Source organism: Stenotrophomonas rhizophila (assembly GCF_020857975.1).
In the GTDB taxonomy this organism is placed as follows: domain Bacteria; phylum Pseudomonadota; class Gammaproteobacteria; order Xanthomonadales; family Xanthomonadaceae; genus Stenotrophomonas; species Stenotrophomonas rhizophila_C.
Map to the genome: position 1 here is coordinate 101,358 of NZ_JACWUO010000001.1, position 19,300 is coordinate 120,657.

The following is a 19,300-nucleotide window of genomic DNA, read 5'->3' on the forward strand; positions in this document are numbered from 1 at the left end:
TTCGGCGGTGGGGCAGCCCGCATCGTGGTCGCTGCACGCGCACTGCGCAAGGGGGGGGCTATCCGGCGCATGTGGTCACCAGGGATTGTTGCCGCGCCGCGGCCAGTTCGGCGGCGCTCGCCGCCACCGGCAGCATGGGAAATTCCACCCGCACCTGCGGGTAGCGGCCCTGCGCATCGCGGACATTGCCGGTACCGCTGAACTGCAGCAAGCGCGGGCGGTCGCGGGCATACACCAGGGTCACCGCCGGCACCGTAAACCCGAACCAGGCGTCCAGCCGCATCTGCAGCTGCTCGGCCGGCTGGCCCTGCCAGGTCACCGCCGCCGTGCGCTGCAGCCGCAACGGCACCAGCCGCTGGCGGCTGGGCAGCAGGAACTGGAAGGCCACCGGGCGCCCGGCCCGCAGGGCGTCCCAGTGGCCCAGCACCGCCGCGTCGAAACCCGCATCGACCACCGCATCGGGCGGGATCGCGATGGCACGGCTGACCCGGTCAGCGCGCGCGTCTTCACGCACATACACGGTACGCGCCGTGGCGCTGCCCTGCAGACCTTCCTGGTAGCCGTTGCGGGCGTCCTCGAAGGCGAAGTCGGGGGTCTGCGCGCTGCCCTGCGGGGTCATCCACTTGCGCGCGAAGGCGCGGCCGTCGGCGCAGCGGTACAGCACCAGTCGCGATCGGGCCGCCGCAGGGCCCTGCAGCCAGTGGGTCTCGCGGTATAGCAGTCGGCCATCGGCCGGCGCATAGGCCCGCCCTTCCTGGCGCACCACCTGCTGGGCCGCCGCCGGCAACACCGGGCACAGCAGCAGCACCAAGGACGGTATGAGGGATCGGCGCATGCCCGGCTCCACGTGGGGGTCACCAGCAGATACGCAGCCAGCGCCGAGGCGGATGCACTGCGGGCGGCGGGTAAACTGGGCGGCTTGTCACCTGCCCCTGAAGAACCCGATGCCGATGCCGACGCCCACGCTGCGTTCCCCTCCCAGCGGCGCAGCCGCATGACCAGCGCACTGGAAATTGCCGCCAACCTCACCGTGGCCGCCTCGATCCTGCTGGCCGGGCGCAACAGCGTGCACACCTGGTGGACCGGCATCATCGGCTGCACGTTGTTCGGCCTGGTGTTCTACGAGGCGCGCCTGTACGCCGACGTGCTGCTGCAGGGCGTGTTCGTGCTCACCAGCGTGATCGGGTGGTGGCAGTGGCTGCGCGGCGACCACGGGCATGCCCTGCCGATCAGCCGGGTGCAGCTGCGCACGCTGGGCTGGATGCTGCCGGCAGCGGTGCTGGCCAGCGTCGGCTATGGCCTGCTGCTGCATACCTGGACCGACGCCTACGCGCCGTTCCTGGATTCGGCCGTGCTGGTGCTGAGCGTGGTGGCGCAGCTGTTGATGATGCGCCGCAAGCTGGATTCGTGGTGGTTCTGGCTGCTGGTCAACAGCATCGCCATTCCGCTGTACGCCAGCCGCGGGTTGCACCTCACCGCGGTGTTGTATGGCGTGTTCTGGATCAACGCGCTGGTCTCGCTGCGGCACTGGCGGCGGTTGATGCGCGAGCAGAGCGCCGCCACCGCAGCGGCCGATGTCGCGCATGGGTGAGCGTTTCGCCACCGGGCTGGTGGTGGGCAAGTTCAGCCCGCTGCACCGTGGTCACCAGGCCCTGATCGACCATGCGCTGAGCCGCTCCGACAGCGTGCTGCTGCTCAGCTGGAGCCAGCCGGAACTGCCCGGTTGTGATGCCGACCGGCGCGAGGCCTGGCTGCAGGCGCTGTACCCGCAGGTAACCCGGCTGGTGCTCGACGAGGCGCGGTTGGCGGCACACTGCGCCCGACAGGGCGTGCCGATGCGACCGCTGCCGGACAACACCGACGACGACGCCACGCAGCGCGCGTTCGTGGCCTGGGTGTGCAGCATGCTGTGGCAGCGTCGGGTGGATGCGGTGTTCACCAGCGAGGCGTACGGCGACGGATTCGCGGCCGCCCTGCAACGCCATTTCAGTACGCAGGCGGGCGTGCACTGGCCGGTGGCGCATGTGTGCCTGGACCCGGCCCGCAGCCGGGTGCCGGTATCGGGCACGGCGTTGCGGCGCGATCCGCATGCCCTGCGCGGCTTCCTCGACCCGCGCGTGTACGCCAGTTTCGTCGGCCGCATCGCCCTGCTCGGCGGCGAGTCCAGCGGCAAGACCACGCTCGCCGCCGCACTGGCCGCGCAGCTGCAGACCGTCTGGGCCGCCGAATTCGGACGTGAGCATTGGGAGGCGCGCAGTGGCGCGCTCGACTACGACGACCTGCTGCACATCGCCCAGGTGCAGGTAGCGCGCGAGGACACGCTGGCCGCACAGGCCAACCGCTGGCTGGTCTGCGATACCACGCCGCTGACCACGCTGCTGTATTGCCTGTCCATGTTCGAACGCGCCGAACCGGCACTGCATGCGCTGGCGCAGCGGCGCTACACCCACCTGTTCCTGTGCGCCCCGGATTTTCCGTTCGTGCAGGACGGCACCCGTCGCGACGACGCCTTCCGGCACGCGCAACATCGCGCGTATCTGGAGGCACTGGACGCGCGCGGCATGCCGTTCACCGTGCTGGCCGGTCCGCTGCAGCAGCGCGTGGCGCAGGTAATGACTGCGCTGGATGAACCACGCGCAGCAGGATGTTGACGACGTGGGACAGAGGAGTAGCATTGGCACCAGCCAAGGGATAGACCCACGGCACCTGCAACGACATGGGGGATTCTCATGGAATACGACTATCTGGTGTTCATTGGGCGTTTCGAGCCCTTCCATAACGGCCATGCCGCCGTTGCCCGCCTCGCACTGAGCCGGGCCAAGAAGCTGATCTTTCTGGTCGGCTCTGCCGATACCCCCCGCAGCCTCCGCAACCCCTGGACCGTGGCCGAGCGCGCCGTGATGATCCAGGCTGCGCTTGAAGGTGCGGGCGAACGCCTGCTGATTCGTCCGCTCAAGGACCACCTGTACAACGAAGCGCAGTGGATCGCCGGCGTGCAGCGCACGGTGGCCGATGCGGTGCGCGCCGACGGGCATGCGGGCGACGCGAAGATCGGTCTGGTCGGCATGGACAAGGATGATTCGAGCTACTACCTGCGCGAGTTCCCGCAGTGGCCGCTGGTGGATGTGCAGCACACCGAGACGTTGTCGGCCACCGAGCTGCGCCGCTACCTGTTTGAAGCCGGCAGCGTGGATTTCCACGGTGCGCTGCTGATGCTGCGCGGGAACGTACCGGCGCCGGTGTACGCCATGCTCGAAGCGTTCCGCAAGAGTGGTCCGGCCTACGCCCAGCTGGTGGCCGAGTACCAGTTCATCGAGCAGTACAAGGCCGCCTGGAAAGACGCACCGTATGCGCCCACGTTCGTCACCACCGATGCGGTGGTGGTGCATTCGGGCCACGTGCTGCTGGTGCGTCGCCGTGCCGAGCCCGGCAAGGGCCTGTGGGCGTTGCCGGGCGGCTTCGTCGGCCAGCAGCAGGGCCTGCTCGACAGCTGCCTGCGCGAACTGCGCGAGGAGACCCGGCTGAAGATTCCCGCGCCGGTGCTCAAGGGCTCGCTCAAGGGCCAGCATGTATTCGACCACCCCGAGCGCAGCCAGCGCGGCCGCACCATCACCCACGCCTTCCACTTCGATTTCCCCGCCGGCGAACTGCCGGCCGTGCGCGGCGGCGACGATGCCGACAAGGCGCGCTGGATCCCGGTCAGCGAAGCGCTGGACATGGGCCCCAAGCTTTACGAAGACCACCTGCACATTCTGGAGTTCTTCCTGGGCCGGGGCTGATCCCGGCTTTCCCGCCGGTGGATAGACCGCCGGTGTCACCCGACGCGAAGGAGCTTCCCGTCATGCATTACCTCGACAATCTTCTCCTCAACACCGACAGCTACAAGGCCAGCCACTGGCTGCAGTATCCGCCGGGCACCGACGCCACCTTCTTCTACGTGGAGTCGCGCGGTGGCCACTACGACCGCACGCTGTTCTTCGGTCTGCAGGCGATTCTGAAGGACTACCTGGCCAAGCCGATCACCCACGCCGACATCGACGTGGCGCGCGATCTCTTCGCCGCCCACGGCGAGCCCTTCAACGAGGCGGGCTGGCGCTACATCGTCGATACGCACGGCGGCCTGATGCCGATCCGCATCCGCGCCGTGCCCGAGGGCAGCGTGGTACCGGTGCACAACGCGCTGATGACGATCGAATCGACCGACCCGCAGGCGTTCTGGGTACCGTCGTATCTTGAAACGATGCTGCTGCGCGTGTGGTACCCGGTCACGGTGGCTACCACCAGCTGGCACGCCAAGCAGACCATCTGCCAATACCTGGAGCGCACCAGCGACGACCCGGAAGGCCAGTTGCCGTTCAAGCTACACGACTTCGGCAGCCGGGGCGTGTCGAGCCTGGAATCGGCCGCCATCGGCGGCGCCGCGCACCTGGTCAACTTCCTCGGCACCGACACCGTCTCGGCTCTGCTGTTCGCCCGCGCCTTCTACAACGAGGCCATGGCCGGCTATTCGATCCCGGCCGCCGAGCACAGCACGATCACCAGCTGGGGCCGCGACAACGAGGTGGAGGCCTACCGCAACATGCTGGCCCGCTTCGCCACGCCTGGCGCGCTGGTAGCGGTGGTCTCGGACAGCTACGACATCTTCCACGCGATCACGCGGCACTGGGGCACCACCCTGCGCCAACAGGTAATCGACTCGGGCGCCACCGTGGTGATCCGCCCGGATTCGGGCGACCCGGTGGCGGTGGTGCTGCAGTGCCTGCAGCTGCTCGACGACGCCTTCGGGCACGTGGTCAACGGCAAGGGCTACAAGGTGCTCAACCACGTGCGCGTGATCCAGGGGGACGGCGTCAACCCGACCAGCATCGGCCAGATCCTGGCCAGCATCACCGCCGCCGGCTACGCCGCCGACAACGTCGCCTTCGGCATGGGCGGCGCACTGCTGCAGCGGCTCGACCGCGACACCCAGAAGTTTGCGTTGAAGTGCTCGGCGGCGCGCGTGGAGGGGAAGTGGATCGACGTCTACAAGGACCCGGTGACCGACAGTGGCAAGCAGAGCAAGCGCGGCCGCATGCGCCTGCTGCGCCATCGCGAATACGGCCAGTTCCGGACGGTGTCGGTGCCGGCCGACGCGGAATCGCTGACAGCCGCCGCGCTGCCGCTGGGCTACGAGGATGCGATGGTCACGGTCTGGGAGAACGGCCGGTTGCTGCAGGACGATACGTTGGCTGACATCCGCAGCCGGGCGAACGCTGCACGACCGTAATCGGCCAACCTCGCCGTCGCCATCCTTGACGCAACCCGCGCCGGGGCCCCTACGTCAGTTGCACCGGTGCCGGTGCGGTACAACGCCAATGGGTCCCGCGGGCGGCTTCGATCTGATGCCCCCTTGACCATCGCCCGGCTTCGGCCTACCTTGGGCTCGCCGAAGGTATCCATCGCTTCATGCAGATGAAGGGATGGGTTTAAACGGGAATCCGGTGAAGGCGCCTTGCGCGCCCATTCCGGAGCTGCCCCGCAGCGGTGAATGGAAACGAATCCTGCCAACAGCACTGGGCCTTGCAGCCTGGGAAGCGGCAGGTACTAGGTGGGCGCCCCGCGCCCGTGTCCATCAGCCCGAATACCGGCCCCGGCCGGGGGACATGACCGTCCCCTGATTCGACCTGGAACGTCCGCGGGGAGGTTGCCGGGGCCTGCCGCCATGCTGCCCGCGTGGCGCTGCCCCCGCGCGTCCGCTTCGTGGCATCCGGTTCGCCCGCGGGGGCGAAGGTCGCTGGCGGGGCGGGCACGGCAGCAATGGCGTGGCCGGCGCGCGGTTCCTTCGTTCCTCAATGCCGCTACTGCAATGAGGACATGTTCCATGACTACTGTTACCAACCTGGGGTTTCCCCGCATCGGCGCCAAGCGCGAACTGAAGCGTGCGCTGGAGGCCTTCTGGGCCGGCGAAAGCAGCGCCGCGTCGCTGCAGGACACCGCACGCGGCCTGCGTGCCCGCCACTGGACGCTGCAGCGCGAGGCCGGCGTCGATGTGCCGCCGAGCAACGACTTCAGCTTCTACGATCAGGTGCTGGACACCGCCTTCCTGGTCGATGCGATCCCGGCCCGCTACCGCGAGCTGACCGACGCCGACCCGTTGGCCGGCTACTTCGCCATGGCCCGGGGTGTGCAGCGCGACGGCCATGACCTGCACGCGCTGGAAATGACCAAGTGGTTCGACACCAACTACCACTACCTGGTGCCCGAACTGCAGGCCGGCCAGGGTTTTGCGCTGCGCGGCGACAAGCCGCTGGCCGAATACCGCGAAGCCAAGGCGCTGGGCATCGAGACGCGACCGGTGCTGCTGGGCCCGGTCAGCTTCCTGCTGCTATCCAAGACCGTGGACGGCAGCCCGGCACTGGACCTGCTGGATGCGCTGCTGCCGGTCTATGCGCAGCTGCTGGCCCATCTGAAGGAGGCCGGTGCGCAGTGGGTGCAGCTGGACGAGCCGGTGCTGGTGCAGGACCTGGATGCCGCCGCACGCACCGCCTTCGAGCATGCCTATGCGGTGCTGTCCGGCGTACCGCGCCCGAAGGTGCTGCTGGCCACCTATTTCGGCGCGCTGGAGGACAACCTCGGGCTGGCCGCCGCGCTGCCGGTGGAAGGCCTGCACGTAGACCTGGTCCGCGCACCCGAGCAGCTGGACGCCGTGCTCAAGGTGCTGCCGGCCGACCGCGTGCTCTCGGCCGGCCTGGTCAACGGCCGCAACATCTGGCGCACCCACCTGGACAACGCGCTGGTGCTGGCCCGCTATGCGCACGGTCACCTCGGCGAGCGGCTGTGGCTGGCACCGTCGTGTTCGCTGCTGCACAGCCCGGTCGACCTCGACCTGGAAACCAGGCTGGATGACGAGCTGCGCGGCTGGCTGGCGTTCTCCAAGCAGAAGCTGCAGGAACTGCGGCTGTTGGCCGACGTGCTGGACGCCAGGCCGCAGGCCGAAGCCGGGCTGGCCGAGTCGCGCGCACGCATCGAATCGCGCCGGCAATCGCCGCGCGTGCACAAGCCGGCGGTGGCCACGCGCCTGGCCGCGCTGACCGCGGCCGATGCGCAGCGCCACAGCCGCTACCCGCAGCGCCACCTGGCCCAGGCCGCCGCGTTGAAGCTGCCACGCTTCCCGACCACCACCATCGGCTCGTTCCCGCAGACCCTGGAGGTGCGCGAAGCGCGTGCCCGCCACAAGTCCGGCAAGCTCTCCGACGCCGACTACAATGCGTTCCTGGCCACCCAGACCGAACACTGCGTGCGCGTGCAGGAGCAGATCGGGCTGGACGTGCTGGTACACGGCGAATTCGAACGCAACGACATGGTCGAGTACTTCGGCGAGCAGCTCGATGGTTTTGCCTTCACCAAGAATGGGTGGGTGCAGAGCTACGGCTCGCGCTGCGTCAAACCGCCGGTGATCTTCGGCGATGTGACCCGGCCACGGCCGATGACGGTGCGCTGGTCGCAGTACGCCCAGTCGCTGACCGACCGCCCGATGAAGGGCATGCTGACCGGCCCGGTGACGGTGCTGCAATGGTCGTTCGTGCGCGATGACCAGTCGCGCGCCGACACCTGCCGGCAGATCGCGCTGGCCCTGCGCGACGAGGTGCTGGACCTGGAAGCGGCCGGTATCGGCGTGATCCAGATCGACGAGCCAGCCATCCGCGAAGGCCTGCCGTTGCGCCGCGCGCAGTGGCGCGATTACCTGGACTGGGCGGTCGAAGCGTTCCGGATCAGTGCCAGCGGCGTGCGCGATGCGACCCAGATCCATACCCACATGTGCTATTCCGAGTTCAACGACATCATCCACTCGGTGGCGGCAATGGATGCCGATGTGATCTCCATCGAAACCTCGCGCTCGCGCATGGAGCTGCTGGATGCCTTCGTGCGCTTCCAGTATCCCAACGAGATCGGCCCGGGCGTGTATGACATCCACTCCCCGCGCGTGCCCGACAAGGAAGAGATGCTGGCGCTGCTGCGCAAGGCCGCCGAAGTCCTCCGGCCCGAGCAGATCTGGGTCAACCCCGATTGCGGGCTCAAGACCCGCGGCTGGAAGGAAACCCGCGCCGCGCTGGAGGCACTGGTGGCCGCTGCACGCCAGCTGCGCGAGGAAACCACCGACGCCAACGCGGCCTGACCCGCCTTCTGTGGATGACCCCGGAAACCGCACCGCCGTTGCCGGCGGTGCGGTGCGGTGCGGTGCGCAGGCTGGAGACCAGCAGGCGCGGGTAATTGACCGCGGCTGTGTGTACCGGCTGCGCACGATGCCAACCGACACCGCCGCAACGCCGGCCGAGAACGGATCAGGATCGGCCTGCTGTTACGGGCAGGACAACAACACACCGCAGGGCGATTGACGTCCACGCAGGGCGCGGCCACGCTGGTCGCCCCTCTTTCATTGCGTTGGACCTGCCATGACCGCCCTGCCTGCCGATGTGGCCCTGCTGGTGATCGACCTGCAGCCGGACTTCATGCCCGGTGGCGCACTGGCCTGCGAGCACGGCGATGCGCTGCTGGCACCGATTGCCGCGCTGCTGGCGCAGCGCCGCTACCGCACCGTGGTGGCCACCCAGGACTGGCACCCGGCCGACCACGCCTCCTTTGCCAGCCAGCATCCGGGCCACCTGCCGTTCGAGGCGATCCTGCTGCACGCCCAGCCGCAGACGCTGTGGCCGGACCATTGCGTGCAGGGCAGCGTCGGCGCGGCATTGCATGCCGATGTGGACTGGACCGTGGCCGACCTGATCCTGCGCAAGGGCACCCGCCAGCAGGTGGACTCCTACAGCGCATTCCGCGAGAACCACGGCCCCGACGGCAGCCGCCCGGCCACCGGCCTGGCCGGCTGGCTGCATGAGCGCGGTATCCGCGAGGTGCATGTGTGCGGGTTGGCGCGCGACTACTGCGTGCTGTGGAGCGCGCAGGACGCGGTGAAATCCGGGTTCCAGGTCAAGTTCCTGTGGGAGCTGACCCGGCCGGTCACCGAGGCCAACGATGGCATGGTGCGCCAAGCGCTGGCCAGGGCGAAGATTGCGGTGATCTGAGCGCATGTCGCGATCACGGTAGTGCCGGCCGCTGGCCGGCTCCCGATATCGTTTGGGATGTGCGAGGAGCCGGCCAGCGGCGTACCGACCAACGGTCGGTACCTACCGCCTGTGACGTACCGACCAACGGTTGGTATCTACCGCCTGCGACGTACCCACCAACGGTGGGTACCTACCGCGTGTGGCCCTGTCGGGCGCATCCGACCGCCGGTCAGCGGAATACCACCGTGCGGTGGCCGTTGCGCAGGATGCGGTGTTCCACATGCCGGCGCACGGCGCGGGCCAGCACCTGCGATTCGGTATCGCTGCCCAGCCGCACCAGGTCGCGCGGGGTCATCGCATGGTCCACGCGGGCCACGTCCTGTTCGATGATCGGGCCTTCGTCGAGGTCTTCGGTGACGTAGTGCGCGGTGGCGCCGATGATCTTGACCCCACGAGCGTGCGCCTGGTGGTAGGGCTGGGCGCCCTTGAAGCTGGGCAGGAAGCTGTGGTGGATATTGATCGCCCGCCCGGCCAGTGCCTGGCACAGCCGCGGCGACAGGATCTGCATGTAGCGCGCCAGCACCACCAGGTCGATCTGCTCGCGTTCGACCAGGTCGATGATTTGCTGTTCCTGGGCCGCGCGGTTGTCGGCGGTGACCGGCAGGTGGTGGAACGGCACCCCATAGGAACCGGCCAGGGCGGCGAAGTCGTCGTGGTTGGAGGCCACCGCGGCGATCTCCACCTGAAGCTGGCGGCTGTGGGTGCGGAACAGCAGGTCGTTCAGGCAATGCCCCTGCTTGCTGACCAGCACCAGCAGGCGCGCGCGGCGGCGCGCATCATGCAGTTGCCAGTCCATGCCGAAGCCGGCGGCCAGCTCCGCCATGCCCGCCTGGATGTCGGCCAGCGGCTGGTTGGCAGCGCGGTCGAAATGCACGCGCAGGAAGAAGCGGCCGCTCTCCTCGTCGCCGAACTGCTGGGCGTCGAGGATATTGCAGCCCCGTTCGAACAGCAGGCCGGACACACGGTAGACGATCCCGGTACGGTCCGGGCATGACAGGGTAAGAATGGAATCGGGGCGCATCGGGGCATTTTAAGCGAGCCCCCAACCTGCGTGCCAATTATTCTCAAATGCAACCAAATCGCCACTCCATTCTGCAAAGAACCTGGCTTCTCCGCGCTATCTCTCCAGGTCCTCCAGGAACTTCCGAACTATATCCAGTTCCGCCCCGTCCCCTTTCCATCCAGTCACGCTGACTATGAGCTCGCCGTTACGCAGCAGATGGAAGACAGGCGTCTCGTGGGTTCCCAAAGACTGCCACGCTTGCCCCATGGCCTGTGCGTGCATGGGATGAGCCGGATTCTTGATGTTCCATGCGCGAATGGCAGACTCCGGCCACGCGGGTTCGCGGGGGACCACAAGTTGTAGATAGGGGCGCAACCACGCGTAGCGCAGTTCACCCAGAATGGAATCCAATGCGCGTGTCGAAAATCCGCAGAAGGGATGGACCATGGCGATGACTTGTATGCCTTCTTCAGAGCGCGGCAAAAGAACGCTCTGCTCAAGTCGGTCACCACCGACCATACTAATGACGCTGATGCCGCTTCCGGATGCGACTGCCAATGGCGGCAGTTGAGGGACCTCGATTTCAAACCGCCTCCGCAACTCATTGGCTTGATCGAAGCGCCTGATAGCTATCAGCAGCCCATGAAGTTTCCGGTGATGCCGGGCCTCTGCCATGTCATGCGCAACCATTGCTGCGTGCAGGCATTGAACCCTCTCCGTCCACATGGCATCCCTACGATAAAAGGCCATTAGTGCTGTTGCAGAGAAGACATCATCAAGCTGATCCACAGCCACGCCAGTGCACTTCTGCCGGAAGATCGATTCTTCAACAGCCGCAACGTAAGTTCGCTGGAGAAGATCGCTGCGCTGTTGGGGTGCCAGCCCCAACAGCGCACTCTCCTGCGACATCATCTTCTTGTAAATGGCAGAGCTAGATGAGGATGGTCGATCCTCTGGTGTTGACGCCATTAGAACAAGAAAGGCAGCAATGATGGCCCGCATGGCCTCAGCACCCCGTCATGCATATCTGTTGGGATGATTGACTGCACGTGGCCGGGCCAGTACAGGCGTATCCCATGTGGTCATCCTCCATCGGAGGCCGAGCAAATTTTCGGATTTGTTCATCTTCCGAGGTCGCGATACGCAGTTCCGGCAGCTTCCCCAGCGTCCTCTCCGCGCCGAAGAGTGAGAGAAGCCGGTAGGCCTCGCTGTAGCTGAGCTCGTCGACAATATCCTGATAGCCCAGACTGGTGACGCCCGCTTCATTGAAGCGCAACGATGCGATGAACCTCTGCCGCGCGGGCACTGATAGGACGCGGAGAGGCGAATCCGGTGAAAGATGCTGGATGTGCTCTTGCAATCTGACTTGGCTATTGATCGGCGCGTTCCGCTGTGCAATCAACAGTTGCTGCACTTGACCATCAGATTGGCTCTTGACTTGGGCCCCGGCGTGCAATGGGACGGCGAACGCAGTGAGCGAAATAGCGAGAAGAAACGGCGGCAGGCTGACTTGCTTGACGTTCATGACGGACTCCTTGCTAGGATTGGCCGCATAGCACTGCGGCCAGTGCAACGTACGCTCACTTGGCCACCCAAACTGTCGCTTTCGTCACATCATCATCAAAATCACTCCATCTTCAAATTTTGATTGAGCGAGACGGATGTGGTCCAAATAGTGAGGATTTCACCTACACCGCCGCCGGGTCCAGCTTGTCCACATTGATCCCGTACAGGTCGATCGCCACCTGCAGCCGGCTGCGCTCGATGCGACCGTCGTCGGCCAGCGCCTTGAGCGCAGCCAGCACGATGAAGTGGCGGTCCACCTCGAAGAACGTGCGCAACGCCTCGCGCGTGTCCGAGCGGCCGAAGCCGTCGGTGCCCAGCGCGGCAAAGCGCCGGCCCTCGACGAAGGGGCGGATCTGGTCGGCGACGATCTTCATGTAATCGGTGGCCACCACCACCGGGCCCGGGTGCGCGGCCAGGCACTGCTGCACGTAGGGCACGCGCGGTGCCTGCGCCGGATGCAGCAGGTTCCAGCGTTCGGCGGCCAGGCCGTCGCGGCGCAGCTCGGTCAGGCTGGTGGCGCTCCAGACGTCGCTGGCGATGCCGAAGTCCTGTTGCAGCAGCGCTGCGGCCGCTTCCACTTCGCGCAGGATCGCGCCACTGCCCAGCAGCTGCACGCGCAGCGCCGGGGCGCTGTCGGCCGCGGCCGGGTGCAGCAGGTACAGGCCCTTGAGGATGCCCTGCTCGGCGCCGGCGGGCATGGCCGGGTGCGGATAGTTTTCGTTGAGCACGGTGATGTAGTAGTAGATGTCTTCCTGGTCCACGTACATGCGGCGCAGGCCGTCCTGGATGATCACCGCCAGCTCGAAGTTGTAGGTGGGGTCATAGGAGATGCAGCTGGGAATCACCGAGGACAGCACGTGGCTGTGGCCGTCGTCGTGCTGCAGGCCCTCGCCCATCAGGGTGGTGCGGCCGGAGGTGGCACCGAGCAGGAAACCGCGGGTGCGCGCATCGGCTGCGGCCCAGGCCAGGTCGCCGACGCGTTGCAGGCCGAACATCGAATAGAAGATATAGAACGGAATGGTGGCCAGGGCGTGGTTGCTGTAGGCGGTGCCGGCGGCGATCCATGAGCAGATCGCGCCGGACTCGTTGATGCCTTCCTGCAGGATCTGGCCGTCCTTGGCTTCCTTGTAGTAGCTCAGCTGGCCGGCATCCTGCGGGGTGTAGAGCTGGCCGAGGTAGGAATGGATGCCGATCTGGCGGAACAGGCCTTCCATGCCGAAGGTGCGCGATTCATCGGGCACGATCGGGATGACCAGCTTGCCCAGCGCGGGGTCCTTGAGCAGCGTACCGAGGATGCGCACAAAGCCCATGGTGGTGGACTGGCCACGCTCGCCACTGCCCTGCAGCTGGGTGGCGAATGCCGACAGCGGCGGCACCGGCAGTGGGTCGACCTGGGTCAGCCGCGCCGGCAGCTGCCCGCCCTGGGCCTGGCGGCGCTGGGCGAAGTAGCGTTCCTCGACGCTGCCCGGGGCCGGGCGCAGGTAGGGCATGTCTTCCAGCTGGTCGTCGGCTACCGGCAGGTCGAAGCGGTCGCGGAACGCACGCACCGCCTCCAGGCTCATCTTCTTCAGCTGGTGGTTGATGTTCTGGCCTTCGCCGGCCTCGCCCATGCCGAAGCCCTTGACCGTCTTGGCCAGGATCACGCTCGGGCGGCCGTTGCCGGCCACCGCCTGCGCATAGGCGGCGTACACCTTCTGCGGGTCGTGGCCACCGCGGGCCAGTGCCCAGATGTCGTCATCGCTCAGGTCGGCCACCAGCGCCAGCAGCTCGGGGTACTTGCCGAAGAAATGCTCGCGCACGTAGGCGCCGTTCTGCGACTTGAAGGTCTGGTAGTCGCCGTCCACGCACTCCATCATGCGCTGGCGCAGCAGGCCGCTGCGGTCCCTGGTCAGCAGCGCGTCCCAGCCGCCGCCCCAGATCACCTTGATCACGTTCCAGCCGGCGGCGCGGAAGGTGCCTTCCAGTTCCTGGATGACCTTGGCGTTGCCGCGCACCGGGCCATCCAGGCGCTGCAGGTTGCAGTTGACCACGAACACCAGGTTGTCCAGCCGCTCGCGCCCGGCCACCGAGATGGCCGCCAGCGATTCGGGCTGGTCCATTTCGCCATCGCCGAGGAAGGCCCAGACCTTGCGGCCCTGGTGTTCCTTCAGGCCGCGGTATTCCAGGTAACGCATGTAGCGCGCCTGGTAGGCCGCGGTGAGCGGGCCCAGCCCCATCGATACGGTGGGGAACTGCCAGAACTCGGGCATCAGCCGCGGGTGCGGATAGGAGGACAGGCCGTCGCGGTCGGATTCGCGGCGGAAGTTGTCCATGCGCTCGGGCGCGATGCGGCCTTCGACGAAGGCGCGGCCGTAGATGCCCGGCGCCGAATGGCCCTGGATGTAGATCATGTCGCCGTCGAAGCTGTCGGTGCGGCCACGGAAGAAGTGGTCGAAGCCCACGTCGTACAGCACCGCGGCGGACTGGTAGGTGGCGATGTGGCCGCCCACGTTGGAGTGCTTGCCGGCGCGCAACACCATCACCATCGCGTTCCAGCGGATCATCGCGTTGAGCCGGCGCTCGATCGCCAGGTCGCCCGGATACGCCGGCTGGCGCTGGACCGGGATGGAGTTGACGTAGGCGGTCCAGGCGCGCGTGTGCAGGTCGCCATGGCCGGCCACGTCCTGGTCGCTGAGCTGGTCGATCAGGTAGTGCGCGCGCGGGCGACCGGCCGCCTCGGTGACCGCCTGCAGGGCTTCACGCCATTCCTGGGTTTCCTGGGGGTCGGTGTCGAGGGGGGCGGGCGCAGGGTGCATGGTGATCTCCAGGAAAGACGGCCGGGCCGGGCGCGGGGCGCGCTGGCCGGGGGAGAAACACCATAGGAGCCGCCCCGGGCCGCCGGTAGATCCGGCCCTGTTGGCTCTTTGCAAAGACAAACTTTGTAATCACAGGCGAGAATGGCGGCAACCATGAACATTCTCCAGTCAATCCGCAGCTTCATCCGCACCGCCGATGCCGGCAGCCTGGCCGCGGCCGCACGCACGCTGGGCATCAGCGCCGCAGCGGTGGGACAGAACATCGCCCGGCTGGAGGCCCACCTGGGTGTGCGCCTGTTCAACCGCACCACCCGCACCCTGGCGCTGACCGAGCGTGGCGCGCTGTACCTGGCCCAGGTGCGCTACATCGAGCGCGACCTGCAACGGGCGCAGGCAGCGGTGACCGACCTGGACGCCACCCCCGAAGGCCGCCTGCGCATCGCCTGCAGCACCTCCTTCGGCCGGCACAAGCTGGCGCCGCTGCTGCCGTCGCTGAAGGCGCGTTACCCGCGGCTGGCGATCGAACTGCTGCTGGCCGACCGGGCGGTGGACCACGCGCGCGAAGACGTGGACGTGAGCATCCGCATCGAGCCGCAGCTGGAAGAAGGGCTGGTGGCGCGGCCGATCGCGCAGGTGCCGTTCGTGTTCTGCGCTGCGCCGTCCTACCTGGTCCGCACCGGCATACCGCGCACGCCCGAAGCCCTGCGCGAGCATCGCTGCCTGCTGTTCCGCCATCCCCGCGACGGCCGCCACCTGCGCTGGGGATTCGTGCGCGACGGGCTGCGCTTCGATGCCGACGTCAGCCCGGCGCTGGTCAGCGACGATATCGATGCGCTGGCGGCGATGGCGCTGGCCGGTGGCGGCATTACCCGCCTGGCGGCGTTCGTGGCCGCGCCCTACCTGGCGCGCGGTGAACTGCAGGCCCTGTTCGAAGGCAATGACGCCGGCGATGCACAGGCATTGCCCGAGCCGATGCGGCTGTTCCTGTGCGTCAGCGACCGCCGCGACCTGACCCCGAAGGTGCGCGCGTTGATGACGCACATCGTCGAAGGGCTGCCGGCCGAGTGGCGGGTGGACGTGGCCTAGCGGGGCGCAGGCGATGGCACGTGGCCACCGCCTGCGGTGGGGCTCAGCGCGGCGGGGCGATGAACACCCCGCGTGCTTCGCGCGGTTCGCAGCGCAGGTACTGCGGCGCCGGTTCCAGCGAATCGCCCAGTGCGGCGGCGGCGTGCCACGGCCAGCGCGGGTCGTAGAGGATGCCGCGGGCCAGCGCGATCGCATCGGCATGGCTGTGGCGCAGGATCGACTCGGCCTGGGCCGGGTCGGTGATCAGGCCCACCGCGATGACCGGCATGCGCAGCTTCTGCGCCTTGATCGCCTCGGCGAACGGCACCTGGTAGCCCGGCGACAGCGGAATCTGCTGGCGCGGGTCGTTGCCGCCGCTGGACACGTGCAGGAACTGGCAACCGCGCCCGTCCAGCACATGGGCCAGGGTGGTGGTCTGCTCGATGTCCCAGCCGCCGGCCACCCAGTCGCTGGCCGAAATGCGCACGCCCACCGCGATGCGGTCGCTGACCGCCTCGCGCACCGCGTCGAACACGCGCACCAGCAGGCGCATGCGGTTCTGCAGCGAGCCGCCGTACTCGTCATCGCGCTTGTTGCTCAGCGGCGACAGGAACTGATGCAGCAGGTAGCCATGCGCGGCGTGCAGTTCGATCAGGTCCAGGCCGATGCGTTCGGCACGCTGGGCGGCGGCGACGAAGGCGGCCACCACCGCATCGATGCCGGCCGCGTCCAGCGCCTGCGGGGTCGGGTCGGTGGCCGCGAACGGCAGCGCCGACGGGGCCAGGGTGGTCCAGGCGCGCGGGTCGGTGGCCGGCAGCGCGCCGCCGCCGTCCCACGGCCGTGCCGAGGATGCCTTGCGCCCGGCATGGCCGAGCTGGATGCCCAGCGGCATCGGCGACCAGCGCCTGACCGCGTCGATCACCCGCTTGAGCGCCGCTTCGGTGGCATCGTCCCACAGGCCCAGGTCGGCCCAGCTGATGCGGCCTTCGGGCAGCACCGCGGTGGCTTCCAGGATCAGCAGGCCGGCGCCGGACTGCGACAACTGGCCCAGGTGGATCTGGTGCCAGTCGTTGGCCAGGCCGTCGGTGGAGGAGTACTGGCACATCGGCGCGATGACGATGCGGTTGGCCAGCTGCAGCGGACCAAAGGACACGGGGGAGAAAAGCTGACTCAAGGGAGGGACTCTGGCGGGAACGGGAAACCGGCCGCTATTGCACTCCTGCTGCGCGCGCGAGGCAACCGTGCCGATGGATCACAGTTTCGCGGCGGTACACGCCGGTACCGTTCAGGCGGGCAGCAGGAAGGCCAGCGCCTCGGCGCAGGGCTCGGCGATCTTCAGGTTGAGCAGCGCATCGGCGCGGGTGCGGCCCAGGTTGAGCGCGGCCACCGGCAGGCCGGCGCTGGCCGCGGCCTGCACGAAGCGGAAGCCGGAATAGACCATCAGCGAGGAGCCCACCACCAGCACCGCATCGGCCTGGGCCAGGTGCGCCTGGACAGCGGCGACGCGGTCGCGCGGCACGCTTTCGCCGAAGAACACCACGTCCGGCTTGAGGATACTGCCGCAGTGCGGGCAGGCCGGCACCTGGAAGCTGCTGAAATCCATGTCGTCCAGGTCGGCATCGCCATCGGGGGCCTGCGCCGCCTCGAGCTGGTCCCAGCCGGGGTTATGCGCCAGCAGCAGGTGCTGGAAATCCTCGCGCGGGATGCGGAGTTCGCAGCCCATGCAGCGGATCTGGTCCAGGCGGCCGTGCAGGTCGATGACCGCACGGCTGCCGGCGCGCTGGTGCAGGCGGTCCACGTTCTGGGTGAGCAGGACTTCCAGTTGCCCGCGCGCCTCCAGCGCCGCCAGCGCAGCGTGGGTGCCGTTGGGCTGCGCCTGGCCGAACCGCGGCCAGCCGAGCAGGCTGCGCGCCCAGTAGCGCTGGCGGGTGGCCGGCTCGCCCATGAAGGCCTGGTAGGTGACCGGCGGGGTGCGTTTCCACTGGCCGTCGGCATCGCGGTAATCGGGGATGCCCGAGTCGGTGCTGCAGCCGGCGCCGGTCAGCACGAACAGGCGTTGGGCGCGGTCGATGAAGGCGGCAAGCGGGCTGGGCATGCGCTACAGGTGGGGGCGCGCGGCCGGCAACGCAATCGGCTTACGGGCCCGGGATGCTGTCGGGCAGCGGCGGCACGGCGATGGGATGGCCCTCGGCGTCCAGCGCGATCATCACGAAGTGGCCGCGGGTGCACAGCTTGCGCTCGCCGGTATGCAGGTCTTCGGCGATCAGTTCCACTTCCACCTTCATCGAGCTGCGGCCGACCTCGACGATGCGGCCGATGGTTTCGACCATCTGGCCGATGCGGATCGGCAGCTTGAAATCGACCTGGTCCGAGCGCGCGGTGACCACGGTGCGGCGCGAATAGCGCGCGGCGGCCAGGAAGGCTGCCTTGTCCATCCAGGCCAGCGCCTGGCCACCGAACAGGGTGCCCAGATGGTTGGTGTGGTTGGGAAAGACGATCTCGGCCATGCTGATTTCGGTGGGCGGGACGATGTCGGGAACGGGGGTCATGGCGGTGGCCGATGGAAGGGTGGGGTCGGCGCGGATGATACGGCAGGGGGCGTCGGCGCGCCGGTAGGTCCGACCCATGGTCGGACGTTCTTCCGTTCCGGCACCGCTATGTCCGAGCGTGGCTCGGAGCTACCCGTTTTTTCGATCAGAACGACATGTCGAACGAGACTTCGCCCTTCACGCCCACCTGGTAGGCCGAGGAGCGGCGTTCGAAGAAGTTGGTCAGTTCCTGCACGTCCTGCAGTTCCATGAAGCTCAGCGGGTTGCGCACGTTGTACTTGCGCTCCATGCCCAGGCGGTGGAAATGGTTGTCGGCGCAGTGCTGCAGGTACTGGCGCATGTCGCGGGTGGAAATGCCGGCCACGCCGCCGGACAGCACGTCCTCGGCGAACTGCACTTCGCATTCGATCGCTTCGGCCAGCATGTCATAGACCTGCTGCTTCATCGCATCGTCGAACAGGTCCGGCTCTTCTTCGCGGATCACATCCACGCACTCGAAGGCGAACTCCATGTGCGCGCTTTCATCGCGGAACACCCAGTTGGTGCCCGAGGCCAGGCCGTTGAGCAGGCCGCGCGAACGGAAGTAGTACACGTAGGCGAAGGCGGCAAAGAAGAACAGGCCTTCGATGCAGGCGGCAAAGCAGATCTGGTTGAGCAGGAACTGGCGGCGCTCGTCGCGGGTTTCGATCCGGCGCAGGTCCTGGATCGAGTCGATCCACTTGAAGCAGAAGTCGGCCTTCTTCTTGATCGAGTCGATGTTCTCCACCGCCGCGAACGCCTTGACGCGCTCGTCCGGGTCGGGCAGGTAGTTGTCGAGCAGGGTCAGGTAGAACTGCACGTGCAGCGCTTCTTCGTACAGCTGGCGCGACAGGTACATGCGCGCTTCGGGCGCGTTCAGGTGCTGGTACAGATTGAGCACCAGGTTGTTGGACACGATCGAATCGCCGGTGGCGAAGAACGCGACCAGGCGGTGGATCAGGTGGCGCTCGCCCGGCGACATCTTGCTGTGCAGGTCGCTGATGTCGATCTGGAAATTGATTTCCTCGACGGTCCAGGTGTTCTTGATCGCGTTGCGATACATGTCATAGAACTGCGGGTAGCGCATCGGGCGCAGGGTCAGTTCAAAACCTGGATCGAGCAACATCTGGCGCGGCGTGTCTGCCATGGGGATTTCCTTGGTTCGGTGGGCAGCTTCCCGGGGGAAGCGTCGAAAGACCCGCG

General features: G+C 67.4%; 16 protein-coding genes and 1 riboswitch. Of the genes, 7 read left to right on the plus strand and 9 right to left on the minus strand.

The window, feature by feature from the left end; all coding sequences use genetic code 11:
* Window positions 1–58: 58 nt before the first annotated feature.
* Window positions 59–835 (minus strand): hypothetical protein, encoded by a 777-nt coding sequence (locus tag IC535_RS00485; RefSeq protein ID WP_228884605.1) that lies wholly within the window; start codon window positions 833–835, stop codon window positions 59–61.
* A gap of 159 nt (window positions 836–994) precedes the next feature.
* Between IC535_RS00485 and pnuC the strand changes: the two genes are divergently transcribed.
* The 6 genes from pnuC (at window position 995) to pncA (ending at window position 9,059) form a co-directional block, all read left to right on the plus strand.
* Entirely contained in the window at window positions 995–1,591 is a 597-nt protein-coding gene (pnuC, locus tag IC535_RS00490) for a nicotinamide riboside transporter PnuC (RefSeq protein ID WP_228884889.1), read from the plus strand.
* Complete coding sequence (locus IC535_RS00495; RefSeq protein ID WP_228884606.1) at window positions 1,584–2,651, plus strand: AAA family ATPase; 1,068 nt, start codon at window positions 1,584–1,586, stop codon at window positions 2,649–2,651. The genes pnuC and IC535_RS00495 overlap by 8 nt, the downstream gene beginning before the upstream one ends.
* Window positions 2,652–2,723: 72 nt before the next feature.
* On the plus strand, window positions 2,724–3,779 hold the full coding sequence (locus IC535_RS00500; RefSeq protein WP_102100650.1) for a bifunctional nicotinamide-nucleotide adenylyltransferase/Nudix hydroxylase: 1,056 nt from the start codon (window positions 2,724–2,726) through the stop codon (window positions 3,777–3,779).
* Window positions 3,780–3,841: 62 nt separating this feature from the next.
* Window positions 3,842–5,266 carry a nicotinate phosphoribosyltransferase gene (locus IC535_RS00505; RefSeq protein ID WP_228884607.1) on the plus strand — a complete coding sequence of 475 codons (1,425 nt, stop codon included), beginning with the start codon at window positions 3,842–3,844 and terminating at the stop codon, window positions 5,264–5,266.
* A gap of 146 nt (window positions 5,267–5,412) precedes the next feature.
* A riboswitch (cobalamin riboswitch) is annotated at window positions 5,413–5,646 on the plus strand.
* Window positions 5,647–5,860: 214 nt separating this feature from the next.
* Window positions 5,861–8,155, plus strand: coding sequence for a 5-methyltetrahydropteroyltriglutamate--homocysteine S-methyltransferase (metE, locus tag IC535_RS00510; RefSeq protein WP_228884608.1), 2,295 nt, complete (start codon window positions 5,861–5,863; stop codon window positions 8,153–8,155).
* Window positions 8,156–8,432: 277 nt separating this feature from the next.
* Window positions 8,433–9,059, plus strand: a complete 627-nt coding sequence (pncA, locus tag IC535_RS00515) for a bifunctional nicotinamidase/pyrazinamidase (protein WP_228884609.1) — start codon at window positions 8,433–8,435, stop codon at window positions 9,057–9,059.
* 211 nt (window positions 9,060–9,270) lie between these two features.
* On the opposite strand, the gene purU is transcribed toward pncA, so the two are convergent.
* From purU to aceE, 4 genes are all read right to left on the minus strand, one after another.
* Complete coding sequence (gene purU / locus IC535_RS00520; protein ID WP_228884610.1) at window positions 9,271–10,122, minus strand: formyltetrahydrofolate deformylase; 852 nt, start codon at window positions 10,120–10,122, stop codon at window positions 9,271–9,273.
* Window positions 10,123–10,218: 96 nt separating this feature from the next.
* Window positions 10,219–11,106, minus strand: coding sequence for a hypothetical protein (locus IC535_RS00525; protein WP_228884611.1), 888 nt, complete (start codon window positions 11,104–11,106; stop codon window positions 10,219–10,221).
* 4 nt (window positions 11,107–11,110) lie between these two features.
* The gene (locus tag IC535_RS00530; RefSeq protein ID WP_228884612.1) at window positions 11,111–11,629 is read right to left on the minus strand and encodes a hypothetical protein; all 519 of its coding nucleotides are present in this window, start codon (window positions 11,627–11,629) and stop codon (window positions 11,111–11,113) included.
* A gap of 163 nt (window positions 11,630–11,792) precedes the next feature.
* Complete coding sequence (gene aceE / locus IC535_RS00535; protein WP_228884613.1) at window positions 11,793–14,465, minus strand: pyruvate dehydrogenase (acetyl-transferring), homodimeric type; 2,673 nt, start codon at window positions 14,463–14,465, stop codon at window positions 11,793–11,795.
* A 153-nt stretch (window positions 14,466–14,618) separates the two neighbouring features.
* Between aceE and IC535_RS00540 the strand changes: the two genes are divergently transcribed.
* Entirely contained in the window at window positions 14,619–15,551 is a 933-nt protein-coding gene (locus tag IC535_RS00540; protein WP_228884614.1) for a LysR family transcriptional regulator, read from the plus strand.
* Between the two features lie 43 nt (window positions 15,552–15,594).
* On the opposite strand, the gene IC535_RS00545 is transcribed toward IC535_RS00540, so the two are convergent.
* The 4 genes from IC535_RS00545 to IC535_RS00560 form a co-directional block, all read right to left on the minus strand.
* The gene (locus IC535_RS00545) at window positions 15,595–16,704 is read right to left on the minus strand and encodes an NADH:flavin oxidoreductase/NADH oxidase (RefSeq protein ID WP_228884615.1); all 1,110 of its coding nucleotides are present in this window, start codon (window positions 16,702–16,704) and stop codon (window positions 15,595–15,597) included.
* A gap of 111 nt (window positions 16,705–16,815) precedes the next feature.
* Window positions 16,816–17,625 carry an NAD-dependent protein deacetylase gene (locus IC535_RS00550; RefSeq protein WP_228884616.1) on the minus strand — a complete coding sequence of 270 codons (810 nt, stop codon included), beginning with the start codon at window positions 17,623–17,625 and terminating at the stop codon, window positions 16,816–16,818.
* Window positions 17,626–17,665: 40 nt separating this feature from the next.
* Complete coding sequence (locus tag IC535_RS00555; protein ID WP_228884617.1) at window positions 17,666–18,079, minus strand: acyl-CoA thioesterase; 414 nt, start codon at window positions 18,077–18,079, stop codon at window positions 17,666–17,668.
* A gap of 145 nt (window positions 18,080–18,224) precedes the next feature.
* The gene (locus IC535_RS00560) at window positions 18,225–19,244 is read right to left on the minus strand and encodes a ribonucleotide-diphosphate reductase subunit beta (protein ID WP_038691153.1); all 1,020 of its coding nucleotides are present in this window, start codon (window positions 19,242–19,244) and stop codon (window positions 18,225–18,227) included.
* Window positions 19,245–19,300: the final 56 nt, after the last annotated feature.